This window comes from Hydrogenophaga sp. GW101-3F08 (genome assembly GCF_059424585.1).
The window spans coordinates 307008-322563 of sequence record NZ_JBWKZP010000002.1 but is presented as its reverse complement, the minus strand read 5'-3'; the positions used below and the strand labels follow the sequence as shown (position 1 = coordinate 322563).

General features: G+C 64.3%; 14 protein-coding genes. 6 read left to right on the top strand and 8 right to left on the bottom strand.

Annotated features, from left to right (window positions below):
- The first annotated feature begins 3 nt into the window (after positions 1-3).
- The 6 genes from AC07YZ_RS07180 to AC07YZ_RS07155 all read left to right on the top strand — a co-directional run bounded on the left by AC07YZ_RS07180 (position 4) and on the right by AC07YZ_RS07155 (position 7850).
- The gene (locus AC07YZ_RS07180) at positions 4-1092 is read left to right on the top strand and encodes an acyltransferase family protein (RefSeq protein WP_494794253.1); all 1089 of its coding nucleotides are present in this window, start codon (positions 4-6) and stop codon (positions 1090-1092) included.
- On the top strand, positions 1089-2021 hold the full coding sequence (locus AC07YZ_RS07175) for a UDP-glucose 4-epimerase family protein (protein ID WP_226493848.1): 933 nt from the start codon (positions 1089-1091) through the stop codon (positions 2019-2021). Before AC07YZ_RS07180 ends, AC07YZ_RS07175 begins: the two co-directional genes overlap by 4 nt.
- Positions 2018-2578, top strand: coding sequence for a sugar transferase (locus AC07YZ_RS07170; protein WP_226493849.1), 561 nt, complete (start codon positions 2018-2020; stop codon positions 2576-2578). The genes AC07YZ_RS07175 and AC07YZ_RS07170 overlap by 4 nt, the downstream gene beginning before the upstream one ends.
- A 27-nt stretch (positions 2579-2605) precedes the next feature.
- A complete protein-coding gene (locus tag AC07YZ_RS07165) occupies positions 2606-4546 on the top strand; it encodes a polysaccharide biosynthesis protein (protein WP_494794252.1) in 1941 nt (646 codons plus the stop codon).
- Between the two features lie 91 nt (positions 4547-4637).
- Positions 4638-5780, top strand: a complete 1143-nt coding sequence (locus AC07YZ_RS07160) for an SAF domain-containing protein (protein WP_226493851.1) — start codon at positions 4638-4640, stop codon at positions 5778-5780.
- Positions 5781-5882: 102 nt separating this feature from the next.
- Positions 5883-7850: an acyltransferase family protein gene (locus tag AC07YZ_RS07155; RefSeq protein ID WP_494794251.1), complete on the top strand. Its 1968-nt coding sequence runs from the start codon at positions 5883-5885 to the stop codon at positions 7848-7850.
- 108 nt (positions 7851-7958) lie between these two features.
- Here AC07YZ_RS07155 and AC07YZ_RS07150 read toward each other — a convergent pair whose 3' ends face one another.
- From AC07YZ_RS07150 to AC07YZ_RS07115, 8 genes are all read right to left on the bottom strand, one after another.
- Positions 7959-8441: a DUF1178 family protein gene (locus AC07YZ_RS07150; RefSeq protein WP_494794250.1), complete on the bottom strand. Its 483-nt coding sequence runs from the start codon at positions 8439-8441 to the stop codon at positions 7959-7961.
- Between the two features lie 8 nt (positions 8442-8449).
- Positions 8450-9058: an NUDIX domain-containing protein gene (locus tag AC07YZ_RS07145; protein WP_494794249.1), complete on the bottom strand. Its 609-nt coding sequence runs from the start codon at positions 9056-9058 to the stop codon at positions 8450-8452.
- Positions 9059-9084: 26 nt separating this feature from the next.
- Complete coding sequence (locus tag AC07YZ_RS07140) at positions 9085-9387, bottom strand: DUF2818 family protein (RefSeq protein WP_494794248.1); 303 nt, start codon at positions 9385-9387, stop codon at positions 9085-9087.
- A gap of 60 nt (positions 9388-9447) precedes the next feature.
- Positions 9448-10944: an NADH-quinone oxidoreductase subunit NuoN gene (nuoN, locus tag AC07YZ_RS07135; protein ID WP_494794247.1), complete on the bottom strand. Its 1497-nt coding sequence runs from the start codon at positions 10942-10944 to the stop codon at positions 9448-9450.
- 36 nt (positions 10945-10980) lie between these two features.
- Positions 10981-12456, bottom strand: coding sequence for an NADH-quinone oxidoreductase subunit M (locus AC07YZ_RS07130; protein ID WP_226493857.1), 1476 nt, complete (start codon positions 12454-12456; stop codon positions 10981-10983).
- Between the two features lie 13 nt (positions 12457-12469).
- Positions 12470-14503 carry an NADH-quinone oxidoreductase subunit L gene (gene nuoL, locus AC07YZ_RS07125; RefSeq protein WP_494794246.1) on the bottom strand — a complete coding sequence of 678 codons (2034 nt, stop codon included), beginning with the start codon at positions 14501-14503 and terminating at the stop codon, positions 12470-12472.
- 105 nt (positions 14504-14608) lie between these two features.
- Entirely contained in the window at positions 14609-14917 is a 309-nt protein-coding gene (nuoK, locus tag AC07YZ_RS07120) for an NADH-quinone oxidoreductase subunit NuoK (protein WP_226493859.1), read from the bottom strand.
- The gene (locus AC07YZ_RS07115) at positions 14914-15555 is read right to left on the bottom strand and encodes an NADH-quinone oxidoreductase subunit J (RefSeq protein ID WP_226493860.1); all 642 of its coding nucleotides are present in this window, start codon (positions 15553-15555) and stop codon (positions 14914-14916) included. The genes nuoK and AC07YZ_RS07115 overlap by 4 nt, the downstream gene beginning before the upstream one ends.
- Position 15556: the final 1 nt, after the last annotated feature.

The following is a 15556-nucleotide window of genomic DNA, read 5'->3' as shown; positions in this document are numbered from 1 at the left end:
AGCATGACCTGCACCTCTGTGTCCGACCAGGCATCCGCGACCCGGATCCAATGGATCGACGCGGCCAAGGGGCTGGGCATCATCCTGATCGTGATCGGGCACCTCTATTCGGTGGCCAAGCCCTCGGCGTTGTATGTCTTCCTCTATGCCTTTCACGTTCCGCTGTTCTTCTTCCTCTCGGGCTGGACCTTCAAACCGGGTGCCGAACCTCTCCAGGGGTTTTTCCAGAAGAAAGTGCGGACCTTGCTGGTGCCGTACTTCTGTTACGCCATGTTGGGGTTCCTGTTCTATCTGGCCGGTTTTCTGGCGGCCAGGCAGATGCACCTGCAGATCGAACAGTTCAACTACGGCCTGCTGCCGCCGCTGATCGGCGTTTTCTATGGCTCGCTGGGCGACGGCCATCTGGTCAACACACCGGTCTGGTTCGTGATCGCCCTGTTTTGCACCGTCATGGTCGGGTACGGGGTCAACCGGCTGGTGGCATCGGACGCGGCGCGCATAGGGGTCGTGCTGTTGCTGGCCGCGGCGGGTTATGAAGCGGCACGCTTCGTCAAGCTACCGTTCAGCCTGTCTTCCGCGTTGATCGGGCTGGTGTTTTTCCAGGCGGGTTACTGGTTGTCGCGCCACCGGCCGCAAACGACCATGTCTCCTCTGCGGCAGGTGGCCTTGTTCGCCCTGCTGCTGGCCGTGAGCCTGCTCAGCCAGGTCAACGGCTTCGTCACCGTGGCGGAAGCCCGCCTGGGCCATCCCGCGCTGTTTCTGGTGTTCGCTTTCAGCGGCACCTTCATGCTCATCCTCCTGGTTCAGCTGCTGGGGAAGAACGCGCGCTGGCTGGCCTGGATCGGCCAATACAGCCTGTCGATCATGCTGATCCACATGCTGGTCATCAAATCGGTCAAGGTCTTGCTGGTGGCGGCGCTGTCTCTGAGCCTGCAGGCCATCGACCACGACGTGGCGCTCGGCCTGCTGGTGCTGGCCGTGACCGCGGTCCTGCTGGTGCCCACCGTGTACGTGATGGAGCGCTTCCTGCCCCAGAGCCTGGGGAAGCCCGCTCGCACGCGTGCGCTGATGCCCGTTCGAGGGCTTCCATGATTGCGGTCACCGGCGCCAACGGCTTTGTCGGGCAGGCCCTGTGCAGCAGCCTGCTGGCCCAGGGCCGGGCGGTGCGGCCGCTGATGCGCACGGCAACGCCGGCCGCCCGAGCCATCGCCGTGGCCGACATCGGCCCGCAAACCGACTGGTCCGCCGCGCTGTCGGGGGTGTCGGCCGTGGTCCACTGCGCGGCGCGCGTGCACGTGATGCGGGACAGTTCCGGGGACCCGATGGCGGCGTTTCGGCATGTCAACGTGGCGGGAACACGCCGGCTGGCGCAGCAGGCAGCTGCCCTGGGCGTGCGCCGGCTGGTGTATCTGAGTTCGCTCAAGGTGCATGGGGAACACACCCCACCCGGCACCCGGTTCAGCGTGCAGGACGCGCCCCACCCGCTCGATGCCTACGGCCTTTCCAAATGGGAGGCGGAGCAGGCCCTGTGGGAGGTGGCCCGCGACACCGGCCTGGAAGTCGTCGTGGTGCGCCCCCCACTGGTGTACGGACGGGGGGTGAAAGCCAACTTCCTGAGCCTGATGCAGCTGGTGGCGCGGGGCGTTCCGCTGCCGCTGGGCCGGGTGGACAACCGCCGCTCGCTGCTGGCGCTGGACAACCTGACCGACCTGCTCACGCGCTGCCTGGATCAACCCGAGGCCGCCGGCCAGACGTTTCTCGCCTCCGACAACCACGATCTCTCCACCGCCGAGCTGATCCGCTTGCTCGCTTTGGCCATGGGCCGGCCGACGCGGCTGCTGCCGGTGCCTGTGGCGTGGCTGCACACCGCCGGCCGACTGACGGGGCGCCAGGGGCAGATCGAGCGCCTGACCGGCTCGCTTCAGGTGGACATAGGGCATACTACGAAGGTTTTGGACTGGACCCCGAGGCTGACGGTGGAGCAAGGCCTGAGGATGGCGGTGCAGGATGTCGTGAAATGAAGCGCTTGTTCGATATCTGCCTCGCCGTCGTTGCCAGCCTGGTTCTTCTGCTGCCCATCGGCTTGTTGGCGCTGCTCGTGCGATTGACGTCGAAGGGGCCCGCGCTGTACTGGAGTGATCGAGTGGGGCGTGACAACCATGTTTTCAGAATGCCAAAATTCCGCAGCATGCGACTGGACACCCCGGCGGTGGCCACGCACCTGCTGCAGGATCCCCAAGCGTATCTGACCCCCATGGGAGCCTTTCTGCGCAAGACCAGTCTCGACGAACTGCCGCAGCTGTGGTGCATCCTCAAGGGCGACATGAGTTTCGTCGGGCCACGACCCGCGCTGTTCAACCAGGACGACCTGATCGAACTGCGCACACAACACGGCGTGCACCGCGTGGTGCCCGGCCTGACGGGCTGGGCCCAGGTCAATGGCCGTGACGAGTTGCCCATCCCTGAAAAAGTCGAACTCGACCGGGAGTACCTGCGTCGGCGTTCGTTCTGGTTCGACCTGCAGATCGTGCTCATGACCGCGTGGCGAGTGCTGCGTCGGGACGGTGTTTCGCACTGAGCCCTGAAACAACGGAGAAGCGTTCAAATGTTGAATCGTTTTGCCCTGCCCATCCTGGCCATGCCCCGCCCCGCCAAGCGCGTGGTGGTGCTGGCGGTCGATGCCTCGCTGTGCGTGCTCACGGTCTGGCTGGCCTACTACCTGCGTCTGGGCGACTGGGTCAAGCTGTCGGGCGACGCCTACTGGCAACCCATGTGGGCGGTGCTGGTCTCGCTGGTCATCGCCTTGCCCATCTTCGTGGTCAACGGTTTCTACCGCGCCATCTTCCGTTACTCTGGCCTCTCGGCCCTGATGACGGTGATGAAGGCCATCGCCGTCTACGGCCTGCTGTTCGCGACCGTGTTCACCGCCATCGGCGTCGACGGGGTCCCCCGCACCGTGGGCCTGATTCAGCCCATGCTGTTGCTGCTGACCGTGGGCGCCTCGCGCATGCTGGCGCGCTTCTGGCTCGGCGGCCTGTACCAGAACCAGCTCAAAATGGGCTCCCTGCCCCGGGTTCTGATCTATGGCGCGGGCAACGCGGGCCGGCAGCTGGCCGCGGCCATGTCGAACAGCCACGAGATGCGGGTGGTGGGTTTTCTTGACGACGACGACCGCCTGCATGGGCACGTGCTCAACGGCTTGTCGATCTACAGCCCGGCGGATCTGCCGGGTCTGGTGAACTCCCTGCAGATCTGCACCGTGCTGCTGGCGATCCCGTCGGCCAGCCGGCATCGCCGCAACGAGATGATCGAGCAGATGCTGAGCGCCCACGTCCAGGTGCGCACGCTGCCCAGCGTGAGCGAGCTGGCGCAAGGCACCGTCAGCACCTCGGACCTGCGCGAACTCGACATCGACGACCTGCTGGGCCGCGATGCGGTCAGCCCCAACCACATCCTGCTGGGCAAGAACATCAAGGACAAGGTGGTGATGGTGACCGGCGCTGGCGGCTCCATCGGGCGCGAGCTGTGCCGCCAGATCCTGGCCGTGGGCCCGGACACCCTGCTGCTGATCGAGCAGAGCGAATTTGCGCTGTACGAGATCCACCAGGAGCTGCAGGACAAGCTTGACGGGTCCGAGACCATTCTGGTCCCGCTGCTCGCCTCGGTGCGCGACCCGCAGCGGCTGCGCGAGATCATGTCGACCTGGAAGCCGGACACCGTGTACCACGCGGCGGCCTACAAGCATGTGCCGCTGGTGGAACACAACCCGGTCGAAGGCATCAAGAACAACACCCTGGGCACCCTCACTGCGGCCCAGGTCGCCGCCGAAGAAGGTGTGTCGGACTTCGTGCTCATCAGCACCGACAAGGCGGTGCGCCCCACCAACATCATGGGCGCGAGCAAACGGCTGGCCGAAATGGCACTGCAGGCCCTGGCGGTCACCCGCCCGCACACCCGGTTTTCCATGGTGCGCTTTGGCAATGTGCTGGGCTCCTCGGGTTCGGTGGTGCCCAAGTTCCGGCGCCAGATCCGGGACGGCGGTCCACTCACGGTGACCCACCCGGAGATGACGCGGTATTTCATGACCATCCCCGAAGCGGCGCAACTGGTGATCCAGGCCGGCGCCATGGCCAAGGGGGGCGACGTGTTCGTGCTGGACATGGGCGATCCGGTCAAAATCCTGGATCTGGCCACGCGCATGATCGAACTCTCGGGCCTGTCGGTGCGCGACGAGGACAACCCGACCGGCGACATCGCGATCGAGATCACCGGCCTGCGCCCGGGCGAAAAACTGTACGAAGAACTGCTGATCGGCAACAACCCCCAGCCCACTTCCCATGCGCGCATCATGAAGGCCACCGAGGACTTCCTGCCCTGGGCGGTGCTGCGAGAGAAACTGGTGGTACTGGAGAAAATCCTCGACGACAACGACGCCGAAGGCATGAAGGTCCTGCTGACCGAGCTGGTGTCGGGTTATCAGGCCCACCACGAGTCGGTCGATCTGGTCAACATGGACAATCTGGGAGCCGCGCGCTACTGCAGCTGACCGCCCGGCCCACGGGCGCTCTGACCCACCAGGCCCGGTCGCAGGACCGCAGGCCCTTTTCGAGAACCGTCACACAAGAGCTCGACACCACATGAACACCGTCAAGAAACACCGCATCGGCCTGTCCGGCACCGGCTTCATCGCCAGTGGCTTCGCACGCCTGATCCACAACCACGCGCCCGACCTGAGCCTGACCTCGGTGCTGACACGCCGCCCGCTGGAGCAGGCCGGGAGCTTTCCCTTTCCCGAGCGACTGACCCACTCGGTGCAGCAACTGATCGACACCTGCGACATCATCGTCGAGTGCAGTGGCGACGTGCTGCACTCCACCGATGTCATCGACCAGGCGCTGCGCGCCGGCAAGCCCGTGGTCACGATGAACTCCGAGTTCCACATCACCACCGGCTCCTGGTTCGCCGACAAGGGCCTGCTCACCGAGGCCGAGGGCGACCAGCCAGGCTGCATCGCCGCGCTGCACGAAGAGGCGGTGATGATGGGCTTCAAACCCATCGTCTACGGCAACATGAAGGGCTTTCTCAACCACCTGCCCAAGCCCGAGGAAATGGCCTACTGGGCCGGCAAGCAGGGCATCAGCATCGAACAGACCACGTCGTTCACCGATGGCACCAAGATCCAGATCGAGCAGGCCTTCGTGGCCAACGGGTTTGGCGCGACCATCACCCGCCAGGGCATGGAAGGCCCGAGCGCGGTGGACGTCAACAAGACCGCCATCGAGCTGGCGCGCTTCGCGGCCGAGCTGGGCCAGCCGATCGCGGACTACATGCTAGCCCCGGGCAAGGCGGGCGTGTTCGTGGTGGGCACGCACGACGCCGATGAGTGGAAGGCGCTCAACTACCTCAAGCTGGGCGACGGGCCCTACTACGTCCTGGTCAAGAACTTTCACCTCTGCCAGTACGAGATCGTCAAGACCGTGCGCCGCGTCATCAACGGGGGTGGTGTGCTGCTCAACAACTCCACCCACCCCACGCTGTCCATCGTCGGCATCGCCAAGACCGCATTGCCGGTGGGGACCCGCATCGACCGCGCCATCGGCGGCTTCCAGGTGCGCGGCGAAGCCGCCCGCATCCAGGATGTGCCGGGCCACGTGCCCATGGGGCTGATCCAGAACGCGGTCATCACACGTCCGGTGGAAGCGGGCCAGATCCTGAGCTTCGACGACGTGGAGCTGCCCGATTCGCTGGCGCTGGACATCTCCCGCAAGCTCTACGCCTGAAACCCGGTGCCCCGCCCGTGGCGGCCGGCGCAAAGCCGCCGCCCGGCACCCGGTTGACCCGCCCTTGGCACGCCCGCGCATGTGGGCCCAGTGTTCCCCTGCATGACATCGAGCCCCCACACCGCCCACTACCGACCTGACATCGACGGTTTGCGAGCCATCGCCGTGGTCGCGGTGGTTTTGCACCACGCCTTCCCGGAGCACATCCAGGGCGGTTTTGTGGGTGTGGACATCTTTTTCGTCATCTCGGGCTACCTCATCAGCTCGATCATCCTGTCGGGGCTGCAAAAAGGCCGGTTTGGTTTCGCCGATTTCTACGCCAAACGGGTCAAGCGCATTTTCCCCGCCCTCTTCCTGGTGTTGGCCACCGTCATCACCCTGGGCTGGTTCAACCTGACGCCGGTGGACTACAAGCAGCTGGGCAAACACGTTTTCGCCGGCAGTGCCTTCATCTCCAACTTTGCCTTCTGGCGTGAAGCGGGCTACTTCGACGCCGCCTCGGCCAACAAACCCCTGCTGCACCTGTGGTCGCTGGCGATCGAAGAGCAGTTCTACATGCTGTGGCCGCTCACCCTGTACGCGCTGCACCGCTGGCGCGTCAATGCACTGCGCTGGATCCTCATCCTCTTGCTGCTGTCCTTCGCGCTGAACCTGTCGCTGGTCAAAGGCCAGCCCACCGCCGCGTTCTACAACCCGGCGGCACGTTTCTGGGAACTCATGGTGGGCGCCATGCTGGCGGCCATGCACGTTCACCGCGTGGGCTGGACAGCGGTGTTCCTGCGCGACCGCTGGCACAGCCCGCCCAACACCACGCCACACCACAGCGGCCGGCACGGCAATGTCTACGGCTGGGTCGGCTTGGCGCTGGTGCTGTTGGTCCTGGTGCGGATCGACCCGGAGCGCAGTTTTCCCGGCTGGTGGGCACTGGCGACCACGCTGGGCAGCGTGCTGATGATCGCCGCGGGGCCCCATGCCTGGGTCAACCGCCACGTGCTGGCCAGCAAGCCCTTCGTCTGGATCGGCCTGATCAGCTACCCGCTCTACCTCTGGCACTGGCCGCTGCTCTCTTTCGCGCACATCCATGCTGGCGAACTGCCGCCCGTGGCCACCCAGCTCGGCTGGGTCGCACTGAGCGTGTTGCTCGCCTGGCTGACCTACCAGGCGGTGGAAAAGCCGATCCGTTTTGGTCGCTTGAACCGGGGCGGCATCACGGTGGCCCTGTGCAGCGGCATCGCGCTGGCGGCGGGTCTGGGCTTCACCACCTACCAGCGCGACGGATTCGATGCGCGCTTCCCGGAAATCGTGCGCAACATGATGAACAAGGGCGGCAAGGACGCCGTCATCGAAGGCTGGCGCGACAAGGACTGCATGCTGGACTACAAGTACCCGGCTTCCAGCTACAAGGACTTCTGCATCGAGAAGAAGCGTCCGCTGGTGTTCCTCTGGGGGGACTCTCACGCGAGCTCGCTCTACCCGGGATTCAAGGCGCTGCAGGACAGCGGCAAGTACCCGTTCGGCCTGGGTGAGCGCGGTGGCGCCATTTGCCCGCCCATTCTGGGCATCGAGCCCCGCCCGCTGTGCAAGAGCCTGAACGACGACACCATCCGCGCCATCCGCGCGGCCAAACCGGACGTGGTCATCCTCTACGCCTGGTGGCACCACCGCCGCTACGACCTGACGAACCTGGAAGCCACGGTCGCTGAACTCAAGAAGGCGAGCGTCGCCCGCATCATCATGCTGGGGGCCGTGCCGTACTGGCAGAAGCCGCTGCCTCAGTTGCTGATGGACGAGTGGAAGAAGGGCCCACCGCTCAAGCGCCCGCCCCTGCGCTTGAAAGAGGGTCTGGACCCGCAATTGCGCGACGTCACGGAGAAGATGCGTGCCCGCGCCAAGGCCATGGACATCGAGTTCATTTCAGGCATGGACTACTTCTGCAACCCGGACGGCTGCCTGACACGGCTGAACGAGAACGCCACGCAACCTCTGTCCTACGACTACGGCCATCTGTCCACCGGCGCGGCCGTCTACTACGTCGAGCAACTGGCACCGCTGATTTTCAAGCCACGCTGAACCGTCGCGGGCCTGCGCGTCCATGGAGGCAAGGAGGTCCCTGGGTCCCTCCGCCGCCGGATGCGGTCTCACCTGGAAAAGGGATAAGGGCCCCATCGGGCCCGGTGGTCACTGCAGCGTTTCCTTGAGCATGGGCAGGTACGGCAGCGCCATCACATCGATGCCCTCCTCGATCAGCTCCTGGGCCACCTCGGGGCTGGTGCTGCCCCGGATATTGCGCTGATCCGCCTCGCCGCTGTGCATGGCCCTGGCCTCGTCGGCAAAACGCTCGCCCACGTCTTCGGTGTTGGCCATCAGCTCGCGCAAAGCCCGCAGCCACTGGGCTTGCGGTGGCAAGCCTGTCGCCGTGACACCCGACCCCGGACCGGATTCGAGAGATGCGGTAGACACCCCCAGGTCGGTTGTGGCGGTGTCGTTCCGGCCCGTGCGCAGGTTCAGACGCGGCGCGGACAGCATCTTCTGGATCTGCGTGTCGCCACAGAGCGGGCAACTCACCAGCCCGCGCTCAAGCTGGCCGGTGAAATCTTCTTCCGAAGCAAACCAGCCTTCAAACCCGTGCTGGTGGGCGCATTGCAGGTTGAGGACCTTCATGCCGCCAATTATCCCGCAGCGACCCCATCCGTGCTGGCGCCCGGCTCCCCCGACCAGTCAAGCGACCAGGTACCGTCCTGCACGTTTTGCAGCCACATCGTGCCCACCAGCGTCTTGCCGTCGATCACCTCACCCCCGCGGCACCAGGCCTGCAGCTCGGGCAGCGTCGCGGTGAACACGTCCAGGTGTTCGCCCTCGTCCAGCTCGCGCTCACCCAGCGTGAGACCGCGCGCAAACCAGATGTCGATGATCTCGGTGGAGTAGGAAATCGTCGGAGCGAGCCGACCCGCAAAAGCCCATTCGCGCGCGCTGTAGCCGGTCTCTTCGTGCAGTTCACGCCGCGCGCAGGCCAGACTGGCCTCGCCCGCGTCGAGCTTGCCGGCCGGGAACTCGATCATCACCTGCTGCAGGGGATGGCGGTACTGGCGCTCCAGCACCACCCGTGCGTCGTCGAGCAGCGCGATCACCATCACGGCGCCAGGGTGCAAGACATATTCACGCGTGGCTTGCGCGCTCGACGGCAAACGCACGGTATCGCGCACCACATGCAACAGCTGACCACGCAGCAACTCGGTGCGGGACACCGTAGTTTCACGCAAATGGCGGTCGTCGTCCATATCCAGCTCCCTCGGGGGATGGGCTGCTACCTGCGGCGCAGGAAAAGGTAGCGGTACACGAAGCCGGGAAACGCGAGCGTGAGGAACAGCGCCCCGGTGGCGGCATAGAACTCCCAGCCCTGGGGTGCGATCTGGCCGGCCGCCTGCTCCAGGCCCAGGCCCAACGCGCCCACCAGCAGGTAACACACCACCAGTTCACCCACACGCATCCACAAGGTCTTGGGTTCCTTGCGGGGAATCACGCCCAGCCAGCGATCGTTGACAAAGGGCAGGTTGGCGGCGATCAGTGCGGTCACCAGCACCAGCCAGACAGAAACAGTATGGGTCATGGGGGGAGGATGGGCCCTGGTGACCGGCCAGTTGCAACCGACCGGTTGAATACCCGGGCTTCAGGCGAGCAAGGCCGCCACGGCCTGCGCGCACAGTGTCATCAGGCCACCGGGCACGATGCCCAGCACCAGCACCAGCGCACCGTTGAGGGAGAGCACCGAGCGCGCATCGGCGCCAGCGGCGATGTCGGCGGTTTGTGTGGGCGCATCAAAGTACATGACTTTGACCAGGCGCAGGTAATAGAACGCGCCGATGAGCGACATCATCACCGCGAACACCGCCAGCCCGATGTAGAAAGCACCGCTGGACGCCAACAGCGCCTGCAGCACGGACAGCTTGGCGTAGAAACCCACCAGCGGGGGCACGCCCGCCAGTGAGAACATGCAGATCGCCATCACGCCCGCGTACAACGGACTGCGCTGGTTCAGACCAGCGAGGTCGCTGATGTTTTCCGACTCGAAGCCGCTGCGCGAGAGCAGCAGAATGACACCGAAGGTGCCCAGCGTGGTCAGCACATAGGTGATGACGTAGAACATGGACGAACCGTACGCATTCGCAGCGTTGCTGCTGTCGCCCGCCACCACACCCGCCAGCAGGCCCAGCAGCATGAAACCCATCTGCGAAATGGTGGAAAACGCCAGCATGCGCTTGAGATTGGTCTGCGCGATGGCGGCCAGGTTGCCCACCAGCAGCGAGGCCACGGCCAGCACGGCCAGCATCTGTTGCCAGTCCACCGCCAGTGGCTGCAGACCTTCCACGAGCAGGCGGATCACGATGGCGAACGCCGCCAGCTTGGGCGCGCCACCGATCATGAGCGTGACGGCCGTGGGTGCACCGTGGTACACGTCGGGCACCCACATGTGGAACGGCACCACGCCCAGCTTGAACGCCAGACCGGCCACCACGAACACCAGCCCCAGCGTGAGCACCTGCGGTGAGCCCTTGAGCGTGGCCTCTCCGCCCGCGATGGCCTTGACCACCTCGGCCAAGTCCAGCGAGCCGGTGGCGCCGTACACCATGGACAGACCATAGAGCAGGAAACCGCTGGCCAGCGCCCCCAGCACGAAATACTTCATGGCGGCTTCGGTGGCCTGCACGTCGTCGCGGCGCAAGGCAACCAACGCGTAGCTGGACAAGGTGAGCAGCTCCAGGCCGAGGTAGATCATCAGGAAGTTGTGGCCCGAGATCATGACGAACATGCCCAGCAGCGCGAACAGCGCCAGCGTGAACAGCTCGCCGCCCCGCAGCATGCCGCGATCTCCCGCGTACACGCGGCCATAGACCAGGGTGACCATCATGGCCAGCGCGGCGAAACACTTGAGCCAGTTGCCCATGGGGTCGCTCACGACCATGCCGCCCCAGGCCAGGCTGGCCTGACCGGTGCTCGCGTACATGCCCTGCAGCAGAGCCACCACGGCCAGCGTGAGCAGGGTGAGCAGGTAGGTGGCCCCACGCAACGGGGTCTTGACGCCGAGGTCCACCAGCGCGATCACGCAGGCCATCACCAGCAACAGGATTTCAGGGTAAGCCGCGACCCAGCTGAGGTTGTCAATCATGTAAACGCTCTCTTGTGTTTTTGGCCGGTCACGGGATCAGTTCAGTTTGGAGATGGCAACGTGGCGCAGCAATTCGGCCACGGAGGCGTCCATCACGTCGGTGAAGGGCTTGGGGTACACGCCCATGAACAGCACCGCGATGCCCAGCGACGCCATCACGAGGAATTCGCGGGGGTTGATGTCGATCAGCGCCTTGACATGGCCATTGCCCGGTGCGCCCAGGTACACCCGCTTGAACATCCACAGCGAATAGGCTGCGCCGAAGATCAAGGCCGTGGCAGCGGCGGCGCCGATCCAGAAGTTGGCCTTGACGGCGGCCAGGATCACCATCCACTCACCGACGAAACCGGCGGTGCCCGGCAGGCCGCAGTTGGCCATGACGAAGAGCAGCGCGAACGCGGTGAAATTGGGCATGGTGTTGACGACACCGCCGTAAGAGGCGATTTCCCGCGAATGCACGCGGTCGTACAACACACCGATGGCCAGGAACATCGCGGCCGACACGAAGCCGTGCGCGATCATCTGCACGATTGCCCCCGACACGCCAAGGTCGCTGAACACGAAGAAGCCCAGGGTGACAAAACCCATGTGCGCCACCGACGAATAAGCCACCAGTTTTTTCATGTCCTGCTGGACCATGGCGACCAGACCCACATAGACCACCGCCACCAGGGACAGCGCGATCATGAGCCAGGCCCACTCGTGGGAGGCATCGGGCAGGATGGGCAGGGAGAAGCGCAGGAAGCCGTAGGCGCCGAGCTTGAGCATGATGGCCGCCAGCACAGCCGAACCACCGGTAGGCGCCTCGACGTGCACGTCGGGCAGCCAGGTGTGCACCGGCCACATCGGCACCTTCACCGCGAACGCGAAGAAGAACGCGAAGAACAGCAGGGTCTGGGCGGTGCCACCCAGCGGCAGCTTGTACCAGTCGGACAACGAAAAGCTGCCGCCGGCCTGTGTGTACAGGTAGATCAGTGCCACCAGCATGAGCAGCGAGCCCAGCAGCGTGTAGAGGAAGAACTTGAAGGCGGCGTAGATCTTGTTCGGACCACCCCAGATACCGATGATGAGGTACATCGGAATCAGCGTGGCTTCGAAGAACACGTAGAACAGCATCGCGTCCTGCGCGGCGAACACGCCGATCATCAGACCCGACAGGATCATGAAGGCGCCCATGTACTGGTTGACGCGGCTGGTGATCGACTCCCAACTGGCCACCACCACCACCACGTTGATGAACGCGGTCAGCAGCACCAGCCAGAGCGAAATGCCATCCACGCCCAGGTGGTAGTTGACATGGAAGCGCTCGATCCAGGGCCTGATTTCCACGAATTGCATCGCGGCCGTGCCCAGTTCAAAACCGCTGTACAACGGCACCGTCACCGCCAGACTCAACACCGCACCCACCAGAGCGATCCAGCGCACCACGTGCGCCTGATCGTCGCGGCCCAGGGCCAGCAGCACGACGCCAAAGGCAATTGGCGTCCAGATCGCAAGGCTCAGCAAACCCATCTTGTTCTTCCTCTTAGTGGGCGAGCCACACGAAATACGTCATGAACATCAACACGCCCACGATCATCATCAGCGCGTAGTGGTACAGGTACCCGGTCTGTGCCTGACGCACCACCGCGGACACCACACCCACCAGCTTCCAGCTGGCGTTGACCACACCCGCCTCGATCACGCCGCGATCGCCGCCCTTCCACAGACCGATGCCCAGACCACGCGCGCCACGGGCGAGCACGTTTTCGTTGAACCAGTCCATGTAGTACTTGTTTTCCAGGATGGTCACAATGGGTTTGAAGATGCGCGCAATGCCTGCCGGCAAGGCCGGGTTGACCATGTACATGTACCAGGCCACCACAGCGCCACCCAGCGCCAGGTAGAACGGCGCGGTGGAGAAGGCGTGCAGCGCCATCGCCAGCGGGCCATGGAACTCTTCGGCAAACTTCTCCATGGCCGGGTGCAGTTCGAGGTTGATGTGGATCGCGTCCTTGAGGAACTCGCCGAACAGCATCGGCTGGATCGTCATGAAGCCAATCACCACCGACGGAATCGCCAGCAGCAGCAGCGGCACGGTGACCACCCAGGGGGTTTCGTGCGGCTTGTGATCGCCATGCCCATGGCCGTGATCGTCGTGGTGGTCGTCATGCCCATGGTGCGCATCCGGGTTCTGGTCGTAGCGTTCCTTGCCGTGGAACACCAGGAAGTAGAGGCGGAACGAGTAGAACGAGGTCACGAACACACCGGCCAGCACCGCGAAGTAGGCGAAGCCGGAGGCCGGCAGGTGGCTGAAGTGCACCGCTTCGATGATGCTGTCCTTGGAGTAGAAGCCCGCGAACAGCGGCGTGCCGATCAGGGCCAGCGTGCCCAGCAGCGAGGTGATCCAGGTGATGGGCATGTACTTGCGCACGCCGCCCATCCAGCGGATGTCCTGGTTGTGGTGCATGCCGATGATCACCGAGCCGGCCGCGAGGAACAGCAAGGCCTTGAAGAAGGCGTGCGTCATCAGGTGGAACACCGCCACGCTGTAGGCCGAGGCACCGAGCGCCACCGTCATGTAGCCCAGCTGCGAGAGAGTGGAATAAGCCACCACGCGCTTGATGTCGTTCTGGATGATGCCCAGGAAGCCCATGAACAGGGCCGTGATGGCGCCGATCACCATGATGAAGTTGAGCGCGGTGTCCGACAGCTCGAACAGCGGCGACATGCGCGCGACCATGAAGATGCCGGCCGTCACCATGGTGGCGGCGTGGATCAGGGCGGAGATCGGGGTCGGGCCTTCCATCGAGTCGGGCAGCCAGACGTGCAGCGGGAACTGGGCCGACTTGCCCATGGCGCCGATGAACAGGCAGATGCAGATCACGGTGATCAACAGCCAGTCGGTGCCTGGGAAGCCCAGTTGGCCCAACTCGGGCGCCTTGGCGAACAACTCGGTGTAGCTCAGCGTGCCGGCATAGGCCACGATCAGGCCAATGCCCAGGATGAAGCCGAAGTCGCCCACGCGGTTGACCAGGAAGGCCTTCATGTTGGCGAAGATGGCCGTCGGCTTGTTGAACCAGAACCCGATCAGCAGGTAGGACACCAGACCCACCGCCTCCCAGCCGAAGAACAGCTGCAGCAGGTTGTTGCTCATCACCAGCATCAGCATCGAGAAGGTGAAGAGCGAGATGTAGGCGAAGAAGCGGTTGTAACCGTCGTCCTCTTCCATGTAGCCGATGGTGTAGACGTGCACCATCAGCGAGACGAAAGTCACCACGCACATCATCATGGCGGTGAGGCCATCGACCAGGAAACCGATCTCCATCTTCAGGCCACCGACCACCATCCACTCGTAGACGGTCTGATTGAAGCGCGCCCCATCGACCGCCACGCTCTTGAGCGTCATGGCCGAGAGGATGAAGGCGATCAGCACGCCCAGGATCGTGAGGGAGTGCGAAGTGCGCCGACCAATGACGTTGCCGCCAAACGTGGTTCCAAGGATGCCGGCCAGCACGGCGCCCGCCAGCGGGGCCAGCGGAACAGCCAGGAGTGTGCTTGCAGAAAGGGTTGTGCTCATGGTGTGAAAGGCCTTAAACCGACCGCCGGGCCGCCCCAGGGGCGGTTTGTGCCCCCTCGGAGGGCTGCGAATGCATGAAATGACGAGCGTGCGGGCACATGGTCATCAACCCTTGAGGGTATTGAGTTCTTCGACGCTGATGGATGCCTTGTTGCGGAACAACAGAACCAGGATGGCCAGACCAATCGCCGACTCGGCAGCGGCCACGGTCAGGATGAAGAACACGAAGACCTGGCCGTGCATGTCACCCAGGAAATGGGAGAACGCCACGAAATTCATGTTCACGGCCAGCAGCATCAGCTCGATGGCCATGAGCAGCACGATGAGGTTCTTGCGGTTCAGGAAGATGCCGATCACCGAGAGGGCGAACAGGACCGCGCCCACGGACAGAAAGTGACCCAGTGTGATGCTCATGCCTTGCCCTCCTCGATGGCGGCCGCGTCAACCAGGGGCGCGGATTGGGTGGCGGCCATGGGCAGCACCACCAGACGGTCGCTGGCGCGCACGTGCACCTGCAATCCGGGGTTGATGGCCTTGCTGTCCTTGCGCTGGCGCAGCGTCAGCGCGATCGCGGCGACCATCGCCACCAGCAGGATCACCGCCGCCACCTGGATCGGGTACAGGTAGTCGCTGTACAGCAGGCGACCGAGCTCCCCGGTGTTCGAATAACTCGCAGGCATCGGTGCAGAAGACGCCATGACGATGGACGGGAAACCGGCCCACAACACGGCGATGATCTCGGCCGCCACCAGGGCGCCCAGCGCGGCGGCGAGCGGGAAGTGTTGCCAGAAACTCCAGCGACCGCCTTCGAGCTTGATGTCGAGCATCATCACCACGAACAGAAACAGCACCATGACGGCACCGAGGTACACCAGCACCAGCGTCAGGCCCAGGAACTCGGCCTTGAGCAGCAGCCACAGGGCCGCTGCCTGGGAAAACGACAGCATCAGATAAAGCACCGCATGCACGGGGTTGCGCGCGGTGATCACGCGGAAGGCCGCAAACAGCAGCACCGCCGCGAACAGGTAGAAAAAGCCGGTCTGGTAGTCCATG